Origin of the sequence: Tenacibaculum aestuarii, assembly GCF_964510395.1 — a bacterium.
GTDB classification, from domain to species: Bacteria; Bacteroidota; Bacteroidia; order Flavobacteriales; family Flavobacteriaceae; genus Polaribacter; species Polaribacter aestuarii.
In genome coordinates, this window is record NZ_CAZEFY010000003.1 from 299,545 (window position 1) to 324,293 (window position 24,749).

25 protein-coding genes and 1 riboswitch are annotated in these 24,749 nt (G+C 31.6%); of the genes, 10 read left to right on the plus strand and 15 right to left on the minus strand.

From position 1 onward, the window contains the following. Window position 1: 1 nt before the first annotated feature. The 4 genes from ACKTSU_RS07490 to ACKTSU_RS07505 are packed head-to-tail and all read right to left on the minus strand — an operon-like array spanning window position 2 to window position 3,429. Window positions 2–559 (minus strand): L-threonylcarbamoyladenylate synthase, encoded by a 558-nt coding sequence (locus tag ACKTSU_RS07490; RefSeq protein WP_408035750.1) that lies wholly within the window; start codon window positions 557–559, stop codon window positions 2–4. Between the two features lie 2 nt (window positions 560–561). After that, the gene (locus tag ACKTSU_RS07495) at window positions 562–1,578 is read right to left on the minus strand and encodes a polysialyltransferase family glycosyltransferase (RefSeq protein ID WP_408035751.1); all 1,017 of its coding nucleotides are present in this window, start codon (window positions 1,576–1,578) and stop codon (window positions 562–564) included. A 7-nt stretch (window positions 1,579–1,585) separates the two neighbouring features. Beyond that, window positions 1,586–2,602, minus strand: coding sequence for a glycosyltransferase family 2 protein (locus tag ACKTSU_RS07500; RefSeq protein WP_408035752.1), 1,017 nt, complete (start codon window positions 2,600–2,602; stop codon window positions 1,586–1,588). 11 nt (window positions 2,603–2,613) lie between these two features. After that, window positions 2,614–3,429 carry a 2,3,4,5-tetrahydropyridine-2,6-dicarboxylate N-succinyltransferase gene (locus ACKTSU_RS07505; RefSeq protein WP_408035753.1) on the minus strand — a complete coding sequence of 272 codons (816 nt, stop codon included), beginning with the start codon at window positions 3,427–3,429 and terminating at the stop codon, window positions 2,614–2,616. Window positions 3,430–3,548: 119 nt separating this feature from the next. Between ACKTSU_RS07505 and ruvX the strand changes: the two genes are divergently transcribed. From ruvX to ACKTSU_RS07535, 6 genes are all read left to right on the plus strand, one after another. Continuing rightward, window positions 3,549–3,959 carry a Holliday junction resolvase RuvX gene (gene ruvX, locus ACKTSU_RS07510; RefSeq protein WP_408035754.1) on the plus strand — a complete coding sequence of 137 codons (411 nt, stop codon included), beginning with the start codon at window positions 3,549–3,551 and terminating at the stop codon, window positions 3,957–3,959. A 57-nt stretch (window positions 3,960–4,016) separates the two neighbouring features. After that, window positions 4,017–4,601, plus strand: coding sequence for a peptide deformylase (gene def / locus ACKTSU_RS07515; RefSeq protein WP_408035755.1), 585 nt, complete (start codon window positions 4,017–4,019; stop codon window positions 4,599–4,601). 29 nt (window positions 4,602–4,630) lie between these two features. Continuing rightward, window positions 4,631–5,053, plus strand: coding sequence for a DUF5606 family protein (locus ACKTSU_RS07520; RefSeq protein ID WP_299001866.1), 423 nt, complete (start codon window positions 4,631–4,633; stop codon window positions 5,051–5,053). 3 nt (window positions 5,054–5,056) lie between these two features. Continuing rightward, window positions 5,057–5,836 carry a nucleoside triphosphate pyrophosphohydrolase gene (gene mazG / locus ACKTSU_RS07525; protein WP_408035756.1) on the plus strand — a complete coding sequence of 260 codons (780 nt, stop codon included), beginning with the start codon at window positions 5,057–5,059 and terminating at the stop codon, window positions 5,834–5,836. Window positions 5,837–6,090: 254 nt separating this feature from the next. Then, entirely contained in the window at window positions 6,091–6,816 is a 726-nt protein-coding gene (locus tag ACKTSU_RS07530; RefSeq protein WP_408035757.1) for a (S)-benzoin forming benzil reductase, read from the plus strand. Between the two features lie 108 nt (window positions 6,817–6,924). Further along, on the plus strand, window positions 6,925–8,244 hold the full coding sequence (locus ACKTSU_RS07535; RefSeq protein ID WP_408035758.1) for an ApeA N-terminal domain 1-containing protein: 1,320 nt from the start codon (window positions 6,925–6,927) through the stop codon (window positions 8,242–8,244). 185 nt (window positions 8,245–8,429) lie between these two features. Here ACKTSU_RS07535 and priA read toward each other — a convergent pair whose 3' ends face one another. The 4 genes from priA to ACKTSU_RS07555 all read right to left on the minus strand — a co-directional run bounded on the left by priA (window position 8,430) and on the right by ACKTSU_RS07555 (window position 12,470). After that, window positions 8,430–10,874 (minus strand): replication restart helicase PriA, encoded by a 2,445-nt coding sequence (gene priA, locus ACKTSU_RS07540; RefSeq protein WP_408035759.1) that lies wholly within the window; start codon window positions 10,872–10,874, stop codon window positions 8,430–8,432. Continuing rightward, window positions 10,874–11,497, minus strand: coding sequence for a hypothetical protein (locus tag ACKTSU_RS07545; RefSeq protein WP_408035760.1), 624 nt, complete (start codon window positions 11,495–11,497; stop codon window positions 10,874–10,876). Before ACKTSU_RS07545 ends, priA begins: the two co-directional genes overlap by 1 nt. A 187-nt stretch (window positions 11,498–11,684) precedes the next feature. Further along, a complete protein-coding gene (locus tag ACKTSU_RS07550; protein WP_274635339.1) occupies window positions 11,685–11,906 on the minus strand; it encodes a VF530 family protein in 222 nt (73 codons plus the stop codon). 18 nt (window positions 11,907–11,924) lie between these two features. Beyond that, complete coding sequence (locus tag ACKTSU_RS07555) at window positions 11,925–12,470, minus strand: TlpA family protein disulfide reductase (protein ID WP_408035761.1); 546 nt, start codon at window positions 12,468–12,470, stop codon at window positions 11,925–11,927. A 219-nt stretch (window positions 12,471–12,689) separates the two neighbouring features. On the opposite strand from ACKTSU_RS07555, the gene gcvT reads away from it, so the two are divergent. Further along, a complete protein-coding gene (gene gcvT / locus ACKTSU_RS07560; RefSeq protein ID WP_408035762.1) occupies window positions 12,690–13,772 on the plus strand; it encodes a glycine cleavage system aminomethyltransferase GcvT in 1,083 nt (360 codons plus the stop codon). Between the two features lie 259 nt (window positions 13,773–14,031). Here gcvT and ACKTSU_RS07565 read toward each other — a convergent pair whose 3' ends face one another. From ACKTSU_RS07565 to ACKTSU_RS07580, 4 genes are read right to left on the minus strand one after another with little or no spacing between them, the layout of a single operon-like run. After that, window positions 14,032–15,141: an efflux RND transporter periplasmic adaptor subunit gene (locus tag ACKTSU_RS07565; RefSeq protein WP_408035763.1), complete on the minus strand. Its 1,110-nt coding sequence runs from the start codon at window positions 15,139–15,141 to the stop codon at window positions 14,032–14,034. 22 nt (window positions 15,142–15,163) lie between these two features. Further along, complete coding sequence (locus ACKTSU_RS07570; protein ID WP_408035764.1) at window positions 15,164–16,408, minus strand: ABC transporter permease; 1,245 nt, start codon at window positions 16,406–16,408, stop codon at window positions 15,164–15,166. 2 nt (window positions 16,409–16,410) lie between these two features. Then, on the minus strand, window positions 16,411–17,640 hold the full coding sequence (locus tag ACKTSU_RS07575; protein ID WP_408035765.1) for an ABC transporter permease: 1,230 nt from the start codon (window positions 17,638–17,640) through the stop codon (window positions 16,411–16,413). 1 nt (window position 17,641) lies between these two features. Further along, entirely contained in the window at window positions 17,642–18,352 is a 711-nt protein-coding gene (locus tag ACKTSU_RS07580) for an ABC transporter ATP-binding protein (protein WP_408035766.1), read from the minus strand. A 148-nt stretch (window positions 18,353–18,500) separates the two neighbouring features. On the opposite strand from ACKTSU_RS07580, the gene ACKTSU_RS07585 reads away from it, so the two are divergent. Next, window positions 18,501–18,914 carry a thiol-disulfide oxidoreductase DCC family protein gene (locus tag ACKTSU_RS07585; RefSeq protein WP_408035767.1) on the plus strand — a complete coding sequence of 138 codons (414 nt, stop codon included), beginning with the start codon at window positions 18,501–18,503 and terminating at the stop codon, window positions 18,912–18,914. 68 nt (window positions 18,915–18,982) lie between these two features. Here the strand turns inward: ACKTSU_RS07585 and ACKTSU_RS07590 are convergent, their stop codons facing one another. The 3 genes from ACKTSU_RS07590 to ACKTSU_RS07600 form a co-directional block, all read right to left on the minus strand. Then, complete coding sequence (locus ACKTSU_RS07590; RefSeq protein ID WP_408035768.1) at window positions 18,983–20,053, minus strand: YncE family protein; 1,071 nt, start codon at window positions 20,051–20,053, stop codon at window positions 18,983–18,985. 3 nt (window positions 20,054–20,056) lie between these two features. Then, entirely contained in the window at window positions 20,057–21,928 is a 1,872-nt protein-coding gene (locus ACKTSU_RS07595) for a TonB-dependent receptor domain-containing protein (protein WP_408035769.1), read from the minus strand. A 31-nt stretch (window positions 21,929–21,959) separates the two neighbouring features. After that, window positions 21,960–22,154: riboswitch (cobalamin riboswitch) on the minus strand. Between the two features lie 9 nt (window positions 22,155–22,163). Next, window positions 22,164–23,102: an ABC transporter substrate-binding protein gene (locus ACKTSU_RS07600; protein ID WP_408035771.1), complete on the minus strand. Its 939-nt coding sequence runs from the start codon at window positions 23,100–23,102 to the stop codon at window positions 22,164–22,166. A 101-nt stretch (window positions 23,103–23,203) separates the two neighbouring features. On the opposite strand from ACKTSU_RS07600, the gene ACKTSU_RS07605 reads away from it, so the two are divergent. Beyond that, entirely contained in the window at window positions 23,204–23,707 is a 504-nt protein-coding gene (locus ACKTSU_RS07605; protein ID WP_408027452.1) for a bifunctional adenosylcobinamide kinase/adenosylcobinamide-phosphate guanylyltransferase, read from the plus strand. A gap of 3 nt (window positions 23,708–23,710) precedes the next feature. Then, window positions 23,711–24,748 carry a nicotinate-nucleotide--dimethylbenzimidazole phosphoribosyltransferase gene (gene cobT, locus ACKTSU_RS07610; RefSeq protein WP_408035773.1) on the plus strand — a complete coding sequence of 346 codons (1,038 nt, stop codon included), beginning with the start codon at window positions 23,711–23,713 and terminating at the stop codon, window positions 24,746–24,748. Window position 24,749: the final 1 nt, after the last annotated feature.

The following is a 24,749-nucleotide window of genomic DNA, read 5'->3' on the forward strand; positions in this document are numbered from 1 at the left end:
ATTATTCTCTAATCACAATAACATCGTCACCTTCAATTTTTAAAATGGTTGAAGACTTTTCTGCTACTTTATCTTGATGCAAATTTACCACATAATCTACATTCTTTAAAATTGCTTCGCTTATTTCTGAAAAAGACTTAGGTGTTGGCTCTCCACTAACGTTAGCTGAAGTAGAAACTATAGGTTTACCAAACTCTTTAATTAACTGAATACAAAACTCATCCTGCGGAATTCGTATAGCAATTGTATTGTCTGATGCTATTGTATTTGGTGCTAATCCTTTCGGGTTATTATAAATAATAGTAGTTGGTTTTTTAGATTCTTTTAAAATTTGAAGTGCTTTTTCAGGGATACTTTCAACATAATTCAGTAACATTTTAATAGAATCAACCAAAATAATTAAGCTTTTTGACTCTTCTCTACTTTTTAGTTTGTAGATTTTTTTTACAGCTTCTTCATTTGTAGCATCACAGCCAAGTCCCCATACAGTATCTGTAGGATAAAGAATAGTTTTGCTCTCTTTTAAATTTATTATTGTTGTTTTTATAATTTTTTCCACCACTAATAATCTAACCTGTTATAATCAATATATTGTTCTTGATATTTATAAATCTCTTTAACTACATCTTTTCTACTTGAATCAACTTTTTCATCATATAAATTAAAAAAGTTAACCTTAGCTTCATTAAAAATCATTTTTAATGTAATTAAAGCGCTTGTCATAGTTCCTACTACATGATTAGGAACTTCATCACTTATTATAAAATCTAATTCTACATTTAACTTTTTCTTCCTTATAAAAAAGTTTAACTCATTTGTCATTTTTTTTAAATGTTCTTCTTTTTCTCTAGGGTGTGGTATGTATATAACTTTCTTACCTTTATAAAAGTCGCATATTTTTCTCAGAGTTACAAAGTAATCTTCAAAAGATAATAAATGAGCATTTACAACATTACTTCCTAATAAGTATATAGAATTTTCGTCTTGTTCTTTGGATCCTTTTTTCATTATTCTCAACCATTTAAACTCATTTTTAACCACATTTTGTAGTCCTAAGTTTTCTAAGTTAAAATAGGTGAAAAAAGTTATATCATTAACCTCTTTTTCTATGTTTATATCGTAAGTTTTGTATATTTTTTCTACAAGAGTATACTTAAATCCTTTTTTATTTTTTCCTTTGAATAATGAAAAACGTTTAGTAAAATATTTCTCAGTATTACAATTCATTGCTATCTCTATAGTAGCAGTACCATCATCCAATAAAAAGCATTTTTCATAGTTTAAATTATTCACAAAATATGAAGCAATAGGAAACGCTCTTACAAAAAGATATTGATAATCTTCCTTTTTTAGTTTTCTTACTAGTTTTAACCAAGAAACACCATAAGAAGATTTCTTTTTAGTTCTAATTATTGAGTTCCAACCTCCTGATTTTTCTATTAAAAAGTTTATTGTTGCATCATCATAATTATCTGATTTAATAACTAAAATACAGTCTGATAATTTAAATTGTTCTCTTGCTTCTATAGCTCCCAAAAGCTCTAAAGGCTTACTAATAAAAAAAATAGATTTCTTCATCTTATAATTAAAAATTCGTAGAACGCTTACTTAACCAACTCCCTCTCTTTAAACATTGAAAGTAATAAAGCATCATATTTCTACACAACAATCTTTGAACTGCTAACTTTGGAACAAAAAAGAAAACTATTCCCAATACTCCGAAAAAAACTTTACTTATTATGGTTTCAATAACTAAAAGAATTTGACTAACATATTTTTTCAAACCAGTAAAGTGATTGTTTATGTATATATGACTCGAAATAAGAACTTCAGATTTTGTTAATGAAGAGGTTACTACATTTATTCGAGAAGCTCCTCCATGATCATGAATTACAGATACTTCTTTTAAAAGAGCAACTTGTAAACCTTTATCTACTATTTTTTTACATAAATCTACATCTTCATAATACATCCAATAGTCTTCATTCCATCCTCCTACACTATCAAATTCTTCTTTAGACATACAAACTACAGCACCGGTAACCCAATCAGGAAAGACTACAGAATTAGTCGTTTCTTTTAATTCTTTATAACGCTTAGAAAACTTACGGTCGATAGCCCTTGTTATACCAAACAATCTAGTAAAACTTGGAAATAATCTAATATACCTTTCTTCTTTGCCTTCACTTGTTATCTGTTTACAAGAAACAATACCATAATTAGGATTATTTTGAAGGTATGTTAACATTTGAAATAATGCTTCTTCATTAGCAATGGTATCCGGATTCAAAAACAATAATTGTTTTCCAGAACTAAATTTTGCACCTACATTACATCCATTTGCAAAACCATTGTTTCCTTTATTTTCTATAAACAATACATCTGTATTTTGTTTAGAAAACTCCTCTAATTTACTATCACCAGAACAGTTATCGACAACGATAACTTCTAAATTAAGTTTCTTATAATCTTTTAATTGCAAAGAATTTAAACATTGCTGTAATGGATCCCAACTTTTATAATTAACTATAATCACAGAAAGGTCTATAAAAGACCTTTCTGTATAATTATATGTTTTATAATCTGTATTTTGTTTATGCATCAATGAATTTCTTAAACCGCTACATCGTACTCTCTAAGAGCATCGTTTAATGAGGTTTTCTTATTCGTACTCTCTTTACGTTTACCAATAATTAAAGCACATGGAACTTGATATTCTCCTGCTGCAAACTTCTTGGTATAACTTCCTGGAATTACTACCGAACGAGCAGGAACTACTCCTTTCATTTCTACTGGTTCATCACCTGTAACATCAATAATCTTAGTACTCATTGTTAATACTACATTTGCTCCTAAAACCGCTTCTTTCTCTACTCTAACTCCTTCAACAACAATACAACGAGAACCAATAAAAGCTCCGTCTTCAATAATTACAGGTGCTGCTTGTAAAGGCTCTAACACTCCACCGACTCCTACTCCACCTGATAAGTGAACATTTTTACCAATTTGTGCACAAGAACCTACAGTTGCCCAAGTATCTACCATAGTTCCTTCATCAACATACGCTCCAATATTTACATAACTAGGCATTAAAATAGTTCCTGCTGAAATATAAGCTCCATGACGTGCTACTGCATTTGGTACTACACGAATTCCTTTCGCTTCATAACCTCTTTTTAATGGAATTTTATCGTGATATTCAAAAATACCAGCTTCTAACGTTTCCATTTTTTGAATTGGGAAGTATAATACTACTGCTTTCTTTACCCATTCGTTTACTTGCCATCCATTTTCAGTTGGCTCTGCAACACGTAAATCACCTGCATCTAATAAGTCTACTACTTTTCTAATTGTGTTAATTGTAGTTTCTTCTTTCAATAAATCGCGGTTATCCCACGCTTTTTCTATAATTGATTGTAATTCTGTCATTTTTAAAATATTTTTCAGCAAAAATAAAGTTGCTTTCAAGAATATACCGCGAAGATACATTTTTTAAACAGATATTCCTCCCTTGTTTAATTTAGCTACCTTTGCAAAAAACTTTTTTAATGGGCAGAATATTAGCCATAGATTTTGGAAAAAAAAGAACGGGAATTGCTGTAACTGATGAACTTCAAATTATAGCCTCAGGGTTAACAACGGTTGACACTTCTGAATTGCTAACCTTTTTAAAAAACTATACTCAAAAAGAAAATGTAGAACTCTTTTTAGTTGGTAAACCTAAACAAATGGACAATTCTGATAGTGAAAGTGAAGCTCTTATTCTTCCTTTTCTAGAAAAACTTGAAAAAGCAATCCCTTCTATTCCTATCAAACGTGTAGATGAGCGTTTTACTTCAAAAATGGCTTTTCAAACAATGATTGATAGCGGTTTAAAGAAAAAGCAACGACAAAATAAGGCCTTAGTAGACGAAATTAGTGCTACAATTATCTTACAATCGTATTTGTACAACAAATAAATTTTCTAACACAGCGCTTTCTTTGTATTTTTGCATTCCTTAAAAATTAAAAAGTAGATGATTTTACCCATTGTTGCCTACGGAGATCCCGTATTACGTAAAGTAGGAAAAGAAATCGATAAAGATTATCCGCAGTTAGAAAAACTAATTGCTGATATGAGAGAAACCATGTACAATGCAAATGGTCTTGGTTTAGCAGCTCCACAAATTGGAAAAGACATCCGTTTGTTTGTAATCGATGCTTCTCCTTTTGCAGAAGATGAAGATATAAGTGAAGAAGAGAAGAATTACTTTAAAGACTTTAATCGTGTGTTCATCAATGCAAAAATCATTAAAGAAGAAGGTGATGAATGGGCTTTTAACGAGGGATGTTTAAGTATTCCTACCATCAATGAAGATGTGTTTCGTCAAGAAACTGTTACTATTGAGTACCAAGACGAAAACTTTGAAAAACACACAGAAACGTTAAGCGGATTACCTGCACGTGTTTTTCAACATGAATACGACCATATTGAAGGAGTTTTGTTTACCGACAAACTTTCTTCTTTAAAGAAACGATTAATTAAAAAGAAATTAGAGAATATTTCGAAAGGAAAAGTAAATGCAGGGTATCGCATGCGTTTTCCAAATGCTAAGAAATAATAAGTAGTAATACACTAAAACAGTAAGACATGGAATTTAACAAAATTATAGCTGTTACTGGTAAGCCAGGTTTATATGAAATTTTATCACAAACCAAAACTGGTGTTATCGTAAAATCAATCGTAGATGGTAAACGTTTTCCTATTACAGCGACTCACAATGTAAGTTTATTAGAAAACATCGCTATTTACACATACGAAGAAGAAGTGCCTTTAGCACGTGTATTTAAGAACATTGCTGAAAAAGCAGAAGGTAAAGAAGCGATTTCTCACAAAGAAAGTGCTGCTAAATTAACTGAGTACTTCGGTGAAGTTTTACCAGATTTTGATCAAGAGCGTGTATATGCTTCAAACATTAAAAAAGTAATTCAATGGTACAACACGTTAGCGCAAGCTAATTTTGATTTTAGCACCTTAGTTGAAGCTGAAGAAACAACTGCAGAAGAAGCCTAAATCGTGAATACTCGTAAGCAACAGTTAGCCGCCTTTAATCGTTTGTTAGACATCATGGACGACCTTCGTGAGAAGTGTCCGTGGGATAAAAAACAAACCTTACAAAGTCTACGTCATTTAACTATTGAAGAAACTTACGAATTAGCAGATGCTATTTTAGACAACGATTTAGAAGAAATAAAAAAAGAACTAGGCGATGTGCTTTTGCACATCGTCTTTTATGCTAAAATAGGTAGCGAAAAACAAGCTTTTGATATTGCTGACGTTGCCAATTCAATTTCAGATAAATTGATTGATCGTCACCCACATATTTACGGTGACGTAGTTGTTGAAAACGAAGAAGAAGTAAAACAAAACTGGGAAAAACTAAAGCTGAAAGAAGGAAAAAAGTCAGTTTTAGAAGGAGTTCCTAAAAGTTTACCTGCGGTAGTAAAAGCAAGCCGCATTCAAGATAAAGTTGCTGGCGTTGGTTTTGATTGGGAAGAACCACATCAAGTGTGGGAAAAGGTTCAAGAGGAGCTTTCTGAATTGAATGACGAAATCAAAAACAACAATCAAGAGAAAATAGAAAAAGAATTTGGAGACGTTTTATTCTCCATGATTAACTACGCGCGTTTTATTAGAGTAAATCCTGAAAATGCCTTGGAAAAAACCAATAAAAAGTTCATCAATCGCTTTCAGTATTTAGAAGAAGCTGCTAAAAAAGAAGGTAAACAACTTTCTGACATGACCCTCGCTGAAATGGATGTACATTGGGAAAATTCGAAAGAGTTTTTTAAATAATCGACTACCGTCATTCCGAACGCGAGAGAGGAATCTGTTTCAATGAAGTTACAGATACTCTTTAAAATTACAGATGCTAAATCATAAGATTTCTCACACTTCGCTATCGCTTGGTTCGAAATGACCACTCACTACCGTCATTCCGAATGAAATGAGGAATCTCATTCTTTTCAATGCCTCACTCCCCACTAAAAGATTACTTCGGCATTCTTCCTCGTAATGACGTTTACTTTAATTTCCTTATTTTTACTCTTATGAACATCATTATCATTACCGGAGGAAGTAAAGGAATTGGTAGAGCCTTAGTCGAAAAATACGCACAAGAAAACTTTAGAGTATACTCGTTATCGAGAAGTATTGCAGATTTGCAAAACGTTACACAGGTACCAGTTGATTTATCGGATACCAAAGTAACGCACAATACATTTAAAATGCTGCTAGATGAAATTAAAGAACTAGACGTTACCTCAATTACTTTAGTAAATAATGCGGGACGCTTAGGCGTTATTTCTACCCTAGAAAATATTCCCTCGGAGGATATTGCTAAAAGTATTCATTTAAACACCACTACTCCACTGATTTTATCGAGTTTGTTTATTGAAGCTACACAACACCTAAGCTGTAAAAAACAAATTATTAGTATTTCATCTGGAGCTGCGGTAAAACCGTATGAAGGTTGGAGTGTGTATTGCACCTCAAAAGCAGCGATTGATATGATGACAAAAACCATTGCCGCGGAACAAAACGAGCTTGAACATGGAGTGAAATGCAATGCTATTTACCCTGGTGTGGTAGATACCAACATGCAAACCCATATTAGAAGTACTGATGAAAAAGATTTTAAAAACCTACAACGTTTTATCGATTTAAAAGAAAACGACCAGCTCTATACGCCAGAATATGTTGCGGAAACCATTTTTACCATAGACACCCAAAACAAACTACAGAATGGGGATATTGTGGATATTCGGAATTTTTAAAAAATAATTTGATTATAAATTACTTTCTAGTAATTTGGCTACTATTAAATCTAAATAATTAAAATAGATTCATATTCTCAAACGAGTTTAGTTCAATTTGAAAAATCAATGGAGAATTATATAGGAAAAATAGTATCGCCCTTTGATGAGAATGAATCTATTGATTTCGTTCGACTTTCAATTTCTAATGAAAGAATAGAAATTGAATTTTCTTCAAACAAGACATATTATGGAATTATAAAAACTATAATTGGTGTTTTTAATGGTTTTGGAAGAGTAACTTTAGTAAACTGTCAAAATATAGGGACATCAAGTGGAGCTGGGGCTGACGTTAGAAAATTTAGTGCTGATTATTTATTCAAAGGTGAATTTATCAAGAACCCTGAATCCTTTTATTTCGATAGAGTAAGTATTGAAATGACTGGATTGCTTGATTGGACTAAAATTTCAACAATAAACAATAATCTTTTCACAGACAGAAAATTAACTATTGAAGATACTGACATTATTGAAATATATAATTCTGATAATTTCTCAATTGAAATTTTTTCTTCTAATGAGATAAACTATAAAATAGAAAACAATCAAATTACTATAAAAGAAAATGTTGGATTAAAAATCAAATCTTCAAATGGTGATATCAATATTTGGGACTATTTAGATTTAATAGGAGAATTAAAGAAAATTCTTTTTATTCTAAGTAATAAAAGTACTAAAATTGATAGTACAAATTTCTATAAAGAAAATAAAAAACCTGTAACCTTATATTGGATAGGTAACAATTCTTTAGGGTCTCCATCCCCAATGAATCCTAGAATCAAATTTGAGGACATTAAACCTAATTTGAACAATATTATTCACAATTGGTTTGAAAAAGAAGATCTTCATATAAGTATTGAATTAATTTTAGAAAAGTCTATTAACACTAAACTTAGTGATGAAAACTATTTTTTGAATAATTGTTTCTCTATTGAGACATTCCATAGACGTTTTAAAAACTATAAATTATTTAATAAAGATGAATTTAAAGAAATTAAAAAAGGAATATTAGATTCAATTCAAGAAACAAATATTAAAGAGTTAATTTCAAACAATTTAGCGCATATTAACGAACCTAACTTTAGAAAAAGATTACTAGATTTTCAATCAGATTTTTCTAAAATTTTACCAAAAGAATTGAATACTGAAGAATATATAACTAAAATTGTTAAATCAAGAAACTACTTAGTTCATAGAAGTTCAACCAAAAAAGTTTTTAATAAACTTGATATGTATTATGCTTCAATTTTTATTGAAACAGTTATTAAAATTAATGTTTACAGAGTTTTAGGAGTAAATGAAGATCTAATTGAAAAATTATTGGCTGAAACAGGTCTAACAGTAAAAGGTTTTTATGATACAATTAAAAGAAAGCAAGTTGAGAAATAAAATATCACCTAACATGGTGTATAAAACATAACTAATAAGTACTAAATCTAAAGGTTTATGCTTATTTAAGAATACCACCAATTTTTAAATTTGGCTTTTAGAATAGAAAAGTTTTAAAAAAATTAGGTTTTGTCTTAATCTTAAAAACTAGCGTCCTTTTGCTCTCAAGTCCGTTAGCGAAACTTCTAATAAGCATCCACATCAATAATAAAGCGGATGGGTCTAAAATCTTTTACGGCTTCAAAAATATTTTTAATTTTTTGTAATTGCTCTTTTGTTTTTCCTAAGGATTGTTTGGGCGGAATTTTAATCACCAAATTCTTAATATACTGGTTTCTAATACGAGAAACCGCAGGTGCCGAAGGTCCCAATACATTTTCATGAAATACATTTTGTAAGGCTTTCGCTAACCAGTTGATACCGCTATCTACCTTGGTATAATCCTTATGTTTCAGCGTAATTTTTATCAAACGATAATACGGCGGATAATGGAACTGCCAACGGTCTTGTAGCTGTTCCTGGTACATTTCAGTATAATTGGTCGTAGAAACCTGCTGTAAAATTTGATGATACGGATTGTAGGTTTGTATGGCTACATTCCCTTGTTTTTTAGTACGTCCTGCCCTACCCGATACTTGTACCATCAATTGAAAAGCACGCTCGTGTGCTCTAAAATCAGGGAAGTTTAGCATCGAATCCGCATTCAAAATTCCCACCAAAGAAACATTGTCAAAATCCAATCCTTTAGAAAGCATTTGTGTTCCAACTAAAATATCAATCTCTTGGGCTTCAAAAGCACCAATAATTTTCTGATAACCATATTTACCTCGTGTGGTATCCAAATCCATTCTACCAATGGTATGGTTCGGAAATAGCTCTTTGAGTTCTAATTCTATTTGTTCCGTTCCAAAACCTTTGGTGTCTAAAGTAGCGCTTCCACAAGCACCGCAACTATTCGGCATCGCACGTTGGTAATGGCAATAGTGACATTTTAACTCGTTTCGGTATTTATGGTAGGTTAAACTCACATCACAATTCGGACAATGCGGAGAAACTCCACAAGTAGTACACTCTACCACAGGCGAAAATCCACGTCGATTTTGAAATAAGATAACTTGTTCTTTTTCGTCTAAAGCTTCGGTAATCATTTTCAGCAAACGATCAGAAAAATGACCTGTCATTTCCTTTTTTCGGTGCTTCTCTTTAATGTCTATTAATTCAATTTTAGGTAACTGAATATTTCCAAAACGACGTTTTAATTCAATAAATCCGTATTTGTTTTGTTTCGCATTAAAGTAACTTTCTAACGACGGAGTTGCTGAACCCAATAACACTTTAGCCTTGTGTAAATGTCCTAAAACTACCGCAGCATCACGCGCATTGTAACGTGGTGATGGTTCAAATTGTTTATATGAAGTTTCGTGCTCTTCATCAACTACAATCAATCCTAAATTTGAAAAAGGTAAAAAAACCGAAGAACGCGCTCCTAAAATAATTTGAGCTTTGGGTTTGTTTTCCAACACATTATTCCACACCTCTACACGTTCGTTCATGGAATATTTAGAGTGAAATACCGAGATCAAATTCCCAAAATAGTTTTGTAAACGGGTAATAATTTGCGTAGTCAAAGCTATCTCAGGCAACAAAAACAAGACTTGCTTTCCTTCTGCAATCACTTCTTTTATCAATTTTACATAAATTTCTGTTTTACCAGATCCTGTAACTCCGTGTAACAAACTTACATTTTGAGTTTCAAAAGAAGTTTTTATTTGCGTAAACGCTTCCTGTTGAAATTCATTCAACTCTTTAATCTGATTCGTTTCTCCTTGATAATTGATTCGATCGGTTTGAATATGGTAAAACTCAAAAATATCTTTATCAACCAAGGCTTTTAAAACTGCGGAAGAAGCTCCCGATTGTTCTTCTAAATCCTTTGCTTTTATAGGCTTTTTAGAAGCTGCTAATTGAAAATATGTCAACACAGCATCGCGTTGCTTTTTAGCTCTTGAAAGCTCGTCTAAAAGCCCTTGTAAGCCTTCGTTTGAAGCATAATTATTATGCAAACGCACATATTTTACCAACTTAGGTTTATAGGTTTCGTAAATTTCTTCTTTGATATATACCGCGCTTTTCTCAATTAAACCATTAATGGTTGGTAGCACTGTTTTCTTACCTAAAATATCCGAAACCTGGTGAATGGTTAATTGTGAATGATGCTGTAAGGCTTCAAAAATTAAAAATTCATCATCTGTCAACATAGTTTCCTCTGTGAATTCTTCATTTTTATAAATAATGGTTTCACTTTCTAACAAAAATGCTGACGGTAACGCAGCTCTATACACATCTCCCAACGAACACATATAATAGCTCGAAAGCCATTGCCAATGCTGTAACTGACGTTCATTAACAATAGGACGGTCATCTAAAATTTGATGAATGTCTTTGGCTTCGTATAGTTCGGGTGCTGTTTGATGAATGTTAAACACCAAGGCAGTATAAATCTTACTTTTTCCGAAGGAAACAGCTACACGCATTCCTTTTTTTAAAAAAGAAGCTTCCGCTTCAGTTACCACATAGGTAAATGCTTTTTGTAGTGGAATCGGTAATATGACGTCAATGAAATGTGGCATTATTCTACTATTTCTATTGGAGCTGGTTGTGGGGGTCGAGGTAAATGTATAAGATTTCCATTCTCATCAAACTGCCTAAAATCTTTTTCTAATAGTATTTGAAGAGGATATACACTTTTTAATGAATCTAGATTATCATTTTTAAAACTTCTAATAAAATTGAAATAAGACACTGAGATAGTATCTAACACACTATTCAACCTGTTTTTTGATTTATCTGTTAAATCACGATACCTAAGAAGAATAATACTTCTATCAGGACTATAAGAATAGCCATAATCTTTTCCCCAATTTAACAACTGTTTATTTAAATACTCTTCAAAATTTTTAACACTAAGAACTTTTTCATCTTCATGAAAAAAAAGTGTTTTATTCTCTTTAAAATCCCCTTCTAGTATAATTGTATTTTTTTCTTTAGGACAAAAAGTTGGCAAATGACACTTTATAAAAAAATTAATATTTAAGGGTATGTCATTATTTTGTGTTCTTACATACTGTTTCTTGTTAGCAATCTCCTCATAATACTCGCATTTTTCTATGTAGTTTTTGAAACTAATAATTGTATCTAAAGCAAAAACAAAAGTAGAATCTGTATTTTTCTGTGTAGGAAAAACATCTTTCATAGTTAAAGCTTGTTCCTTTACTGTTTTGGAACAAGAAATAATTAGCAGAAATAAAACAGGAAGTATGTAAAAAGTAGTTTTCTTCATCTAATATCAAAACTACACAAAAATGAGTACATTTTAAACATCAAAATTTACGTATTTATGACTTCTTTAAAATGAAAAAACAAGTGCAGTTTTAAAAAAATTATTCGCTAATCATTTCTAAGTACAGCTTTTCTACTTTGGCTCTTGCCCAAGGTGTTGTTCTTAAAAACTTTAAACTCGATGTATAGGTTGGATTCTTTTTAAAGACATTTATATTCAACATTTCTCCCATTTCTTCCCAACCATACTCTAGGTATAATTCTTCTAAAATTGTGGCGAGTTTTATTCCGTGAAGCGGATTATTTGGTTGTTCTTGACTCATGTTACAAAGGTAAATGTTCTATTGTAGTAATTCGTCTAATAACTTTCTAATTTTATCACTATTCCAATCGGCAGGTCCTTTTTTATCTACTACTATAGTTCCGTTTTTATCAATAACAAATGTCGCAGGAATGGAATTACTCACTAGTTGATCTGGTACTTTCGATAAAATATTATAAGTTGGTAAATCATAGCCTTTTTCTTTATAAAAAGTATCAATTGTTGTCCAATCTTCATTACTTATGAAAACAAACGCTACCTTATCTTTATAATCATCGTATAACTTTTGAATACTTGGCATTTCAGCTACACAAGGTGGACACCAAGTAGCCCAAAAATTTACAAACACTACTTTTTCCTTTAACGAGTTAAAATCAACAGTCTCTGTATTTAATCCTTTTAATTTCCAGTTATAATCTACTAATTCTACTCTTTTATCCTCAGTAATAGTTGACGGAGCAAAAGAAACTAATCGAATAAAATATACTTTGGTTGGTGGATATAATAGTAATCCTATTAAGATTACAAATATGATATTGGAAATTGTTTTTCTATTAAGTTTCATCAAATTATTTTTTAGGTAGAATTGTCGTTTCAAATACTGACACATTACAACAATTACTTTTCTTTAATCTTTTCTCAAATCTACCACTCTTAAAGAAGATCAAGAAAATATTAACAAACATTTGGGTAATATCATTCTATAATATTAAACACATCCGTCCCTTTTGTTTGCTAATTTTTCAATACTTTAGCAACACTTTTTAAACAAACATACTTAAGAATGAAAAATACAGCTTTATCACATGTACATGAAGCTTTAGGAGCAAAAATGGTTCCTTTTGCGGGATACAATATGCCTGTGCAATACGAAGGAGTAACTATTGAACACGAAACTGTTAGAAAAGGGGTTGGTGTTTTTGATGTAAGTCATATGGGTGAGTTCTTCTTAAAAGGAGAAAATGCGTTGGCTTTAATTCAAAAAGTTTCTTCTAACGATGCTTCTAAATTAACTCCAGGAAAAGCTCAATATAGCTGTATGCCAAATAACGATGGTGGTATTGTAGATGATTTAATTATTTACATGATAGCTGAAAATGAGTACATGTTAGTGGTAAATGCTTCTAATATTGAAAAGGATTGGAACTGGATTTCTCAACACAACGATTTAAATGTTGAAATGGAAAACCGTTCTGAAGAGTGGTCTTTATTAGCTATTCAAGGTCCAAAAGCAGCAGAAGCTATGCAATCGTTAACTTCAGTTGATTTATCGAATATTAAATTCTATACTTTTGAAATTACCGATTTCGCAGGAATTCCTAACGTTGTAGTTTCTGCTACAGGTTATACAGGTTCTGGTGGATTTGAAGTATATGTAAAAAATGAAGATGTAGAGCAACTTTGGAATAAGGTTTTTGAAGCTGGAAAAGATTGGGGTATTAAACCTATCGGATTAGCAGCTCGTGATACTTTACGTTTAGAAATGGGATATTGTTTATATGGTAATGATATTGACGATACTACTTCTCCTTTAGAAGCTGGTTTAGGTTGGATTACTAAATTCACTAAAGATTTTGTAAACTCTGAAGCTTTAAAAGCGCAAAAAGAAGCAGGTGTTACTCGTAAATTAGTTGCTTTTGAATTAACTGAGCGTGGTGTTCCTCGTCATGATTATGAGATTGTTGATGCTGATGGAAACAACATTGGTCGTGTTACTTCAGGTACTATGAGTCCATCTTTAGGAAAAGGAATTGGTTTAGGATATGTTACTATTGAAAACTCAAAAATTGATAGCGATATTTTTATTCAAGTTCGTAAAAAACAATTAGCTGCAAAAGTGGTTAAATTACCTTTTTATAAAGGATAAAATAAAAACTCAATTAAAAAAGCAGCTCAAATGAGCTGCTTTTTTTTACCCCTAAATAAAATAATTTGATTTTCCCCTTAAATCAAATTAAGTGCTTACTTAATATAAGCATCCCGAATTTACCTAAAAATTGTTTTTCTTTCTTTTACGATACCTCAAACGGGCTTTTTTTAGTTATTAGTGTATTATACAATAGCTTGGAAGAAAAAGCAGCTCTTAAAAAGAACTGCTTCATTGATTATTTTACTTATCTAATTTCTTAGTTGTTTTTCTTTTCATCATCTTTCGATGCTTTGTTCCAAATTTTGATCTCGTCATCGGCAGTAACACCTTCTAATACTTCAATGTTTACTCCGTCTGAAACTCCTAATTTTAACTCACGCTTTTCAAATTCATCTTCTCCTTTTTTCACCTCTACATATGGTTCTTCAGTTTTCTTATCAAAACGTAATAACGATTCTTTGATAGATAAAACACTGTCTTTCTTTTCTAGAACAATATCTGCATTGGCACTATACCCTGCTCTAACAAAATAATTATCGTCAAGGCTTACATCTGCTTTAATTTTAAACTGTACTGCTCCGTTTTCTTCAGTTCCTTTAGGTGCAATAAAATTTAATACCGCAGGGAACTTTTTATTTTCAATAGCTCCTAATGAAACTTCAATGTTAGATCCTTTTACCAACTTCCCTACTTCAGACTCGTCTACCTGTCCTTCAAAAATCATTTTTTCCATATCTGCAATCGTAGCAATGGTAGTACCTTCGTTAAAATTGTTAGACTGAATAACTTGGTATCCTTTCTTTACAGGGATTTCAACCACCATACCAGAAGTTGTTGCTCTAATATTCGTATTTGCTCCTGCTGAACCAACAGAACCTTTTTTAATGATTTGATAATCGTTTTGAGCATTTCTCAAATCATTTTTTGCTTGATTATACGATAATTGTGAGTTTTCAAACTCTTGACTAGAAATAACTCCTTTATCAAAAAGTTTTTTATTTCTTTCGTACTGAATTTTAGCATTGTTTAACTGAATTTGTACAGAGTTAATTCGTCCTTTTGCACTTTGTAACGATTGCTCGTTAGGAACAACTCTTACCGATGCTAACAAATCTCCTGCTTTTACAATTGCTCCTTCTTCAACCACAATCTTATCTATAATTCCTGCAATTTGAGGTTTGATTTCAACTTCTTCTAAAGGAACAACTTTTCCTGTGGCTACTGCTTTTTTAACAATAGTTGTTTTAAATGGTTTTTCCGTTTCGTAAGTAACCACACTTTTTTGATTTTTCTTTCCTAACCAAATTAGGATGACTACAAATAATAGTGCTACGATTCCTAAAATAATTTTTGCTCTTTTGCTCATGATTAATTGATTATTTCTTTTTTTATTCTTCTCTTAATGCTTCGATTGGTTTTACTACTGTTGCCATGTATGCAGGTATTAATCCTATTAGTGTTCCTAAAAGAACTAATATGAAAAATGCTAACATAACTATGGGTATATTTACGGTTGGATTTACTAATGTTGGATCATCACCACTTCCTACCGTAAAATCTAATAGGAATAGCACAAGTCCTCCAAAAATAATTCCTAACATTCCTGCTACGGTGGTTAAAAAAACCGACTCTAGCACGATTTGTCTTCTAATACTTCTTGGTGTTGCTCCTAAAGCTCTTCGTATTCCGATTTCTTTAGTACGCTCTTTTACGGTAATTAACAAGATATTACCAATCGCAAAAACTCCCGCTATTAAGGTTGCTATTCCTACAAACCAAGTTAAAAATTGCATTCCTGTTAAAAAGCCCATTAACTTATCTATCTGATCTCCTAAATTCACACTACCAAAAGCTCGTTTATCTTCTGGATGTACTTTATGTAAGCTTTTTAATGTTAATAAGATATCTTTTTCCATTTGTTTGATATCTACTCCTTCATTAGCTGTAATCATCATCCAATCTACTTTATTGGATGTGTTGTATACTTTTTGAAAAGTTGTAAACGGAATATAAGCGGTATCTCCATCAATATCTATGGTGTTGGAAGGTTTATATACCCCTACAACCTTATAATTTACATTACTAATTTTAACATACTGCCCAATAGGCATTTCTTTCTTATCAAACAATTGTTTGTACATATCCTCAGATATTACACAAACCTTGGAGTTATTCTTTATATCATTTTGATTAAGAAAACGTCCATACATAAGATCTTTCTTCTGTACGCGATCTAACACTGGATAATCTCCACTCACCTGAAAATCTCCCGTTTTAAAATCCTTAACAATAGTCCCGTTTGTTTGATTTCTAGGTGCTAATAACTTTATTTCTTTAGCATATTCTTTTTCAAGAACCTCTATATCTTTAAATGTTAGACTAAATCTTCTTCCTTTTTGAAATCCTTTAAAAGGCATATCGGTTCTCTGCGTCCACACAAAAACACTGTTGGTTGCAAAATCTCCAAATATTCTTTTAAAATTGTTCTCCATTCCACGAGCAGCACCTAATAACACTACTAAAATGAAGATTCCCCATAGTACCCCTACAATTGTAATACCCGTTCTCAATTTATTTTTACGAATACTTCCGTAAATTTCTTGCCAAGTGTCTGAATCAAATAAAAACTTCATAATTAATCTGCTCTTAATGCTACAATTGGTTTAATTTGTGCTGCCTTTTTTGCTGGTAAATACCCTGCAATTAATCCTGATAAGATTAATATGATAGTAGCTCCTATTACAATACCTGGACTTACACTTGGGTCTTTTATAAAGTACTTTTCAAGACTATCTCCTATAGCACTCAATATATAAGTTCCTAAACTCAACCCTAAGTATCCTGCTATAGTTGTAATTAAGATTGATTCTTGAATTACCATACCAATTATTGAAGATGGTTTTGCTCCTAATGCTTTACGGATTCCGAACTCTTTAGTACGTTCTTTAATCACAAAAATCATGATATTACTAATTCCTATAATTCCTGCAATTAAAGTTCCTGAGCCGACAAAGATTACAATGAAATACAAGGCAAACATAAATTGGTTAATTCCTTTGTTTGCTTCTGCCATGTTTCTTACCGATAAAGCACTTTGATCATCAGGGTGAATATCTAATTTTTTTCGTAAATCTCTTTCTAAACGATTTCCAAATGTGATAGCTTGATCTAAGTTTAATTTTGGATCATAGCCTATATTTATTTGACTGATATAATCATTGTTCCCATATAATTTTTGAGCAGTCGTAACTGGCATATAGGTTAAACGCTCTTCGTTATCACCTCCCTCATCAGAAAAAATACCGATTACTTTATATGAAATTCCATCAACATTTACTCTTTTTCCCAACGCAGGTTTTTCTCCAAATAAGTCTTGTTTAACAAGACGACCTATCACGATAACTTTTGCGTTATTTTTTAAATCTAACTCGTTAATATATCTTCCTTCATCAATAATTGTTTTTTCTAAAAACTGATGATCTGGATGAACTGCTCGTAACTGATAATTATTTTGATTGTTTTTGTATGTTATGTTTACACTCTTGTATATTCTTGCTGTTAAATGTTGAATTTTATCTTCATATTCATCTTTAACATAATCAAAATCTTTGTTCTTTAACTGTATTCTTCTTCCTGTTTGTAAACCTTTATAAGGTTTTGAGGTTTTCCATACTCTTACAAACATCGCATTGGTTGCATCATCTGCAAAAGCAGTTTTAAACTGATTTTGTAATCCTGATACAATTCCAAATAATAGGGTAAAAAGTAAAATGGCAAAAGCGACAGTAAATCCTGATAAAACAGAACGTAGCTTGTTCTTGCTTATACTTTGAAAAATTTCTCTCCAACGATCTATATCAAACATATTATACCGCTTTAGAGTTTTTTACTTTGGTTGCCATTTCTGTTAATTCATCACTAATGATAACTCCGTCTTTTAGTCGAACAATTCTATTGGTTTGCGCAGCTACTTCTTCTTCGTGAGTAATTACAAAAACTGTCATCCCTTCATTATTAATCTCTGTTAACAAGTCCATTACAGAATCGGTTGTTGCAGAATCTAATGCTCCTGTTGGCTCATCAGCTAATACAACTTTAGGTTTTGTTGCCAATGCTCTAGCAATAGCTACACGCTGCTTTTGACCTCCAGAAAGTTCATTTGGTAAATGATTTGCCCAGTCTTTTAATCCAACTTTTTCTAGATATTCCATAGCTATTTCTAAACGTTCTTTTCTTCCTATACCTTTATAATATAATGGTAAAGCAACATTTTCTAAAGCAGTTTTATATGAAATTAGGTTAAATGACTGAAAAACAAAACCTAAAAATTTATTACGTAATACTGCGGCTTTCTTTTCATTTAAGTTTTCAATTAACTGTCCGTTTAAGTAGTATTTTCCTTCATCATGCGTATCTAACAAACCTACAATATTTAATAAAGTAGACTTACCAGAACCTGAAGATCCCATAATAGATACAAATTCTCCTTCTTTTATATGTAAATTCAATCCCTTTAAAACATGAAGTGAGTCTTTTCCTATAGGATAAGATTTGTGAAGATTTTCTATTCGAATCATAGTTTTAGTTAATTTTTAAATAAAAGTACATACTGATTTACCTAATTACTTCTAAATTATTGTTAAATCACTATTTACTTTCTTACAAGACGCTTACTTTTGAATAATGTTACAATATAATCTTTTATTTTTTCGCAAAAACTTATAAATGAACAGTATACCTAGCAATAAAAAAGTAATCTTATTTGATGGTGTGTGTAATTTCTGCAACAATAGTGTGCTAAAAGTGATAAAGTATGACACTAAAAATCAGTTTGTTTTTACCTCTCTTCAATCAGCTGTAGGAAAAGAAATTACACAATATTTAGGGATAGATACTTCAAAGATTGATTCTATTATACTATATGAACCAAATGTTGCTTATGATATTAAATCTACGGCTGCGCTAAGAATTATGAATGATTTTGGCGGGATATGGAAACTAACACAAGTTTTTTTGATATTTCCAGAGAGTTTAAGAAATTTGGTATACGACTACATTGCTAAAAATCGCTACAAGTGGTTTGGAAAAAAAGAAGCTTGTATGATTCCTTCTAAAGAAATACAAGAAAAGTTTTTATAAAAAAATAAGCTCACCAAATTGGTGAGCTTACTACACATAGCAATATTTCCCATTTTTTGGGGGACGACTTAATTAAAATAAATTTTTGAAGCTCCTAAGGCAACTTCTTTAGTATCTTTTTTAGTTTTAGCTGATAAATCGTAAATATTTAATTTACTGTTACCTGAAAAGCTAGCGTCTAATACAAAAACTTCGTTATTTCTTACTCCTAAACCATAAAGGTATCCTGCATCAGTAGTTAATAATTCAGATGTTGGTAAAGTAGTAGCGTTTACATCAGTTTTATAAATGTTATTTCCTAAACTATAATAAATGTTATTACCTTCTAAAACCATTTGAGAAGGATGCTCTCCTTCATTGAAAACTAATTCCGAATCAACCTCGTTATTAGCTGTATTTATAAAAGAAATAGCTGCTAATGTGTGTCCTACCACATTCCAACTTGCATCATAAATAGTTTTTCCTTGAGATAAAACTACTAACTTCCCTGAACTGTCTACATATAATTCATCTGGGTTATCTTTAACTGTTATTTCTTTCACTACTGATTTTGTAGCAATATCAATTACAACTACTTTATTATTTGTTCCGAATGCTCCTAAATGAGAAACATATAATTTTCCATTTTTAGCAATAATTCTTTCTGGTCCTAAAGCTACGTCTACTTTTCCTTCTACTTCTAAAGAGTTTAAGTCTACAATTGCAACAAAATCATCATTATCATTATCTGTAGCTCCCCAGTTAGTTACATAACCTTTATTTCCTACTACGGTCATATACCTTGGTTTTGACAAACCTGTTGTAATAGTTCCTGCTTTATCAAAAGTATATCTATCTACTACTGTTACTGTATTTTGGTTATCAGCTACTATATAAGCTCTATCGTCGTCAAACGCTATAGACTGAACATACTCTCCAAACTCAGCATTATTTACTTTTTTATAAATTGTATTCTCTACAATTGATAAATCATTAGATACAAAAGAAACAGATCCTGAAACAGCTGTAGTTCCTTCACCGCTAATCAAAATTCCGTTTTCATAATCTCCTTTAGGTAAACTAGGTGTTGGATCATCACTACATGACGTAAAAAGGATACCTCCTAAGAATAATAATCCTAATAATTTAGTTATTTTCATTTGTTAAAATTTATAATTGATGTTTATGTTAAAATTTCTCTGTGGCATAGGCCTCCTAGGCATAACCATATATTTTTCTCCTAATACATTGTTTACCTTAATACCTAATAGTAATTGTTTTTTTTGAGTTTGAAGGATTTCATACTCAGTCCCCACATTAACTATAAAAAAGCTAGGAACAATTAAATCATTAGAATTGTCCTCTGTAGTATACACAGCTCCATTAAAAAGTGACTGAGTAAACAAATTCACTTTTTTATAGTTTACCGATAAGTTACTATTCAATAAATGTTTAGGCACAAAAGTTAAATACTTGTCTGTCTCACTATCTTTCGCTAAAACATAAGAATAGTTAGAGCTTGCATTAAATTTATATTCTCCTATTTGAACTTTATAACTCAAACTAGCTTCTATACCTTTGTTCTGAGTTTCATTTAAATTGATTGGAGTCCAAACTCCTGGTCTGTTTGGATCGCCAGAAGGAGTCCACACAATTTTATCTTCTGTGTTAATCATGTAAGCACCCATATCAAAGTTTAAACCTTTGTTTGAGTAGCCTAACCCTACCTCTCCTTGAATAGAGGTCTCTGGGATTAAATTTTCATTTCCTTGCCCTGGCCAAAACAAGTCGTTATAGGTTGGTACTCTATAATTTTTCGATCCGTTAACTCTTACATACCATTTCGAAATAGGCGTTACTTTTATACCAGCAGCATAAACAAACGGAACCTTATAATCAGAATTAAAATCCTTTCTTAACTTAACATTGAAGGAAACATTTTTATGTATATCTTGTGTATAAACAAGGTGCTGAGAAAATTGTTTTCTATTTTTCTCTTTAATTACATCTGTACTACCAAAAGCAGATTCATACTCTGAAAAAAATGAAATTTTTGCTTTAATTCTAGGAAGTTTATAGTTCAGGTTGTACGACGCTATTACTCTTCTCGATTTTCCATAATTAAAATTATCAGAAAACTTATTAGAGAAATATTGATACTTCTGTGTTAAATACGCTAACTTAACTTCTTGCTCTAACTTTCCTTTTTCAAAACCATACACCAATAAGTTTCTTTGGTTAGAGTCTATATATTTTTCTCTTGCTGAAGTTGGATTAGGTAATGTTCCTGAGAAATGACGCTCACCAGAAAAACTTGTACTATAAAATTTTAATTCAGATTGATTATTGAATTTATATCCGAAGCCTAAGTTAATTCCATAGTTTTCATAAACTCCATTGGTATTTCTATACTCAGAATTGAACAATTTAAAATCATTTTCTGAAGAATTTCTAGAAACTCCCACTCCTATGCTATATTTTGAATTGGAGATTTTTGACTTAAAAAGAGAATTGAATGTATTGTAACTTCCTCCTGTTAGTACAAACTGATTTTTCACATTAAAGTCTTCTGTGTAATTTAAAACATCATTTAAATGCACCGTTCCTCCTATTGCTCCTGAACCAAATTCTATACTTCCTCCTCCTTTTCTTACATCAATCGCGTCATTTAAGCTTACTGTTAAAGAATTAAAACCTGTTTGACCATTGTTTATAGAGTTTATATTTATCCCGTTCCATACAACAGCTGTATTAGAAGCACTTGTACCTCTAAAACTCACAGAACTTGTTCCTCCTTTTCCGTACTCCTTTAAATAAATTGATGAATTGTATCTTATTAAATCAGTAAATGATTCAATATTTCGTGTCAACACAGAGTCTGAAAGACTTACCACATGCTGACCTATGGAGTTTTCTTTTAGTTTTTTTGTAGCATTGATAATAACTTCATCTAACCGATAAGAAATAGTATCATTTTGTCCTACTAGGACAATCACATAAAAAAAAGAAAAAAATGTAAATACTTTTTTAGCCATATTCTACCAAACTTTTATCCCGAAAGTTTTAATTAAATTATAATAATTGGCAGGTCTCCTGGCTTGCGTCTTGCAACATACCTTCCCATTTAAAAAACAGTGGTTTGAGTATTTGTTACAAGCTTAATAGCTTACAGTTGCGGGAACAGCTTCGGTTTTGCACCGAATTCCCTTTTAATTCTCTTTAATAGATGATTAAAGAAAAACCAAAAATCACGGCAAATGTATAGTATTCTTATAAATTAGCAACCATCAAATCATGATAATTTGCGAATTTTGTTTGTAAGTTTTCTGGAAGTGTATAATACGTTGGATGAATCATTTTTGCTAAACATTCAACTCCTTCTACTAAAGTACCAGCAGAAGACTGTGTAAACATGGCAAAATCGGCAATGTACACTTGTTTGTTTTTTACCGCTCTTAAAGACGTCCATTCTTCTCTTTCTTCTAAAAACTTCATATCTTCAAGTGTTCTCTCAATTCCGTATCCGCAAGGAGCAATAATCAATACCTCTGGATTGTATTTTACGATTTTATCCCAAGAAATTACGATGCTATCTCCTGATGGATGTGATAATAAATCTATTCCACCAGCATACCCTATTTGATGTGGAATCCAGTGTCCGCAATTAAACAACGGATCAATCCACTCTAACAACATCACACTTTTCGATTGGATTCTATGTTCACGTTGCACATCTACAATATCATAAATACGCTTTTTCAACCCACTTACATACGCCTCTCCTACTGCTTCCTGTTTCATAGCTTTTGCAATGGTTAACGCATTATCAAAAACATCTTCTAAAGAGTTCGGAGTAATAGATATTAGTTCTGGAACCTTTGGCAGTTTGTAAGCTGATTTTGCCACAGATTCTGTATCTATCTGGCAAACATCACATACATCTTGTGTAAAAACAATATCTGGAGCTATACTTTCTAAAACAGGTTCATCAACATAATACAAGGTCTTCCCTTCTGCCTTGGTTTTAGAAAAAATAGCCGTTATTTCTTTACTCGTTAACACTTTTCCTTCTAACTTATATCGAACAGCTACTTCTTTTTCTTTTAAAGCTACTTCTGGACACTCAAAAGTAATTCCGTTTAAATAGTTCTGTAAGCCCATGTCATAAATCATCTGAGTTACTGCTGGCATAAAAGAAGATACTGTCATAATTCGTGGTTTTAGTTCAGCAAAAATAAACAGTTCTCTATTTTAATTTGTTTTTTATTAAAAATCTTTCCAATCTTTGTGTCAACATAAAATGCTATTTCATGATATATTATATCTCAGGAGGTGAACGCTCAGGTAAAAGTAGCTATGCTCAAAAGCTAGCCGAATCTTTATCTGACACCCCTATTTACCTAGCCACTTCTCGTATTTGGGATGAAGATTTCAAGCAACGAGTTGACAGACATATTTCTGATAGAGATGAACGCTGGACCACTGTTGAAGAGGAAAAATGGTTGAGTAAAGTGATTTCTGAAAAACAAACTGTCGTTGTTGATTGTGTTACACTATGGTTAACGAACTTCTTTGTAGACACAAAATATGATATTGAAAAAGCATTAGAAATTGCCAAAGAAGAAATCAATAAATTGGTTGAAATAGACGCCAATATTATCATTATTTCTAATGAAATTGGTATGGGATTACATGCCAATTCTGAATCTGGTAGAAAATTCACACAACTACAAGGCTGGACTAACCAACATATAGCTAAACTAGCTGATAAAGCCATTTTTATGGTATCTGGACTTCCTTTAACTTTAAAATAAAACATGACAACAACAATAACTCCTCTATCAAAAGATTTACAGAACGAACTTCAAGAAGAAATTAACTTCAAGACCAAGCCTATTGGTGCTTTAGGTAATTTAGAAAAAATCGCCATGCAAGTGGGATTAATTCAAAATACCACTACCCCTGTGTTATCAAAACCTACTATTATGGTTTTTGCAGGAGATCACGGAATTGCTACCACAGGAAAAGTGAGTCCGTACCCACAAGAAGTTACGCAACAAATGGTGTTTAACTTTTTGCAAGGAGGTGCTGCTATTAATGTATTTTGTAAACAAAATAACATCCTTTTAAATATTGTAGATGCTGGTGTGAATGCTGATTTTGAAGCACATTCACAACTTACCAATGCTAAAATAACGAAAGGAACACAAGATTATAGTATTACCAAAGCTATGACCTCAGAACAATGCCAAGAAGCTTTAGAAAAAGGAAGACAATTGGTAAGAAAGGTGTATAGTGAAGGTTGTAATGTTATTGGTTTTGGTGAAATGGGTATTAGCAATACGTCATCTGCGGCTTTGTTAATGAGTTATTTTACCAATACACCTATTGAAAAATGTGTAGGTAGAGGAACTGGGGTAGATGATAAAGGGTTACAAACAAAAATTGACACATTACGTGAAGTATACAACTTACATATTGAAGCTATTTCAACACCTATGGAAGCTTTGACTGCTTTTGGTGGGTTTGAAATTGTAATGATGTGTGGAGCTATGTTAGAAGCTGCTTCTTTAAAAATGACCTTACTTATTGATGGTTTTATTGTTACTGCTGCCCTATTAGCAGCTCATGCCATGGAATCTGATATTCTAGACTATTGTATTTTCTGTCATAATTCTGGAGAACAAGGACATCAAAAAATGTTAGAATTTTTAAACGCTGAACCGCTTTTAAATTTAGGGTTGCGCTTAGGTGAAGGAACAGGTTGTGCGGTTGCATTTCCTATTATTCAATCGAGTGTGAACTTTTTAAACGAAATGGCGACTTTTAAAAGTGCCAATGTTAGCGAAGCTTAGT

Excerpts from the sequence above, each read along its gene's own strand:
- ACKTSU_RS07505 (WP_408035753.1), bottom strand. The coding sequence starts at position 3,429 with ATGACAGAATTACAATCAATTATAGAAAAAGCGTGGGATAACCGCGAT.
- cobT (WP_408035773.1), top strand. The coding sequence starts at position 23,711 with ATGACAACAACAATAACTCCTCTATCAAAAGATTTACAGAACGAACTT.
- ACKTSU_RS07590 (WP_408035768.1), bottom strand. The coding sequence starts at position 20,053 with ATGAAAATAACTAAATTATTAGGATTATTATTCTTAGGAGGTATCCTT.
- ACKTSU_RS07545 (WP_408035760.1), bottom strand. The coding sequence starts at position 11,497 with ATGAAAGATGTTTTTCCTACACAGAAAAATACAGATTCTACTTTTGTT.
- ACKTSU_RS07580 (WP_408035766.1), bottom strand. The coding sequence starts at position 18,352 with ATGATTCGAATAGAAAATCTTCACAAATCTTATCCTATAGGAAAAGAC.
- ACKTSU_RS07550 (WP_274635339.1), bottom strand. The coding sequence starts at position 11,906 with ATGAGTCAAGAACAACCAAATAATCCGCTTCACGGAATAAAACTCGCC.
- ACKTSU_RS07500 (WP_408035752.1), bottom strand. The coding sequence starts at position 2,602 with ATGCATAAACAAAATACAGATTATAAAACATATAATTATACAGAAAGG.
- ACKTSU_RS07600 (WP_408035771.1), bottom strand. The coding sequence starts at position 23,102 with ATGACAGTATCTTCTTTTATGCCAGCAGTAACTCAGATGATTTATGAC.
- ACKTSU_RS07575 (WP_408035765.1), bottom strand. The coding sequence starts at position 17,640 with ATGTTTGATATAGATCGTTGGAGAGAAATTTTTCAAAGTATAAGCAAG.
- gcvT (WP_408035762.1), top strand. The coding sequence starts at position 12,690 with ATGAAAAATACAGCTTTATCACATGTACATGAAGCTTTAGGAGCAAAA.
- priA (WP_408035759.1), bottom strand. The coding sequence starts at position 10,874 with ATGCCACATTTCATTGACGTCATATTACCGATTCCACTACAAAAAGCA.
- ACKTSU_RS07585 (WP_408035767.1), top strand. The coding sequence starts at position 18,501 with ATGAACAGTATACCTAGCAATAAAAAAGTAATCTTATTTGATGGTGTG.
- ACKTSU_RS07605 (WP_408027452.1), top strand. The coding sequence starts at position 23,204 with ATGATATATTATATCTCAGGAGGTGAACGCTCAGGTAAAAGTAGCTAT.
- ACKTSU_RS07570 (WP_408035764.1), bottom strand. The coding sequence starts at position 16,408 with ATGAAGTTTTTATTTGATTCAGACACTTGGCAAGAAATTTACGGAAGT.
- ACKTSU_RS07535 (WP_408035758.1), top strand. The coding sequence starts at position 6,925 with ATGGAGAATTATATAGGAAAAATAGTATCGCCCTTTGATGAGAATGAA.
- ACKTSU_RS07565 (WP_408035763.1), bottom strand. The coding sequence starts at position 15,141 with ATGAGCAAAAGAGCAAAAATTATTTTAGGAATCGTAGCACTATTATTT.
- ACKTSU_RS07520 (WP_299001866.1), top strand. The coding sequence starts at position 4,631 with ATGGAATTTAACAAAATTATAGCTGTTACTGGTAAGCCAGGTTTATAT.
- ACKTSU_RS07595 (WP_408035769.1), bottom strand. The coding sequence starts at position 21,928 with ATGGCTAAAAAAGTATTTACATTTTTTTCTTTTTTTTATGTGATTGTC.
- def (WP_408035755.1), top strand. The coding sequence starts at position 4,017 with ATGATTTTACCCATTGTTGCCTACGGAGATCCCGTATTACGTAAAGTA.
- ACKTSU_RS07555 (WP_408035761.1), bottom strand. The coding sequence starts at position 12,470 with ATGAAACTTAATAGAAAAACAATTTCCAATATCATATTTGTAATCTTA.
- ACKTSU_RS07530 (WP_408035757.1), top strand. The coding sequence starts at position 6,091 with ATGAACATCATTATCATTACCGGAGGAAGTAAAGGAATTGGTAGAGCC.
- ruvX (WP_408035754.1), top strand. The coding sequence starts at position 3,549 with ATGGGCAGAATATTAGCCATAGATTTTGGAAAAAAAAGAACGGGAATT.
- ACKTSU_RS07495 (WP_408035751.1), bottom strand. The coding sequence starts at position 1,578 with ATGAAGAAATCTATTTTTTTTATTAGTAAGCCTTTAGAGCTTTTGGGA.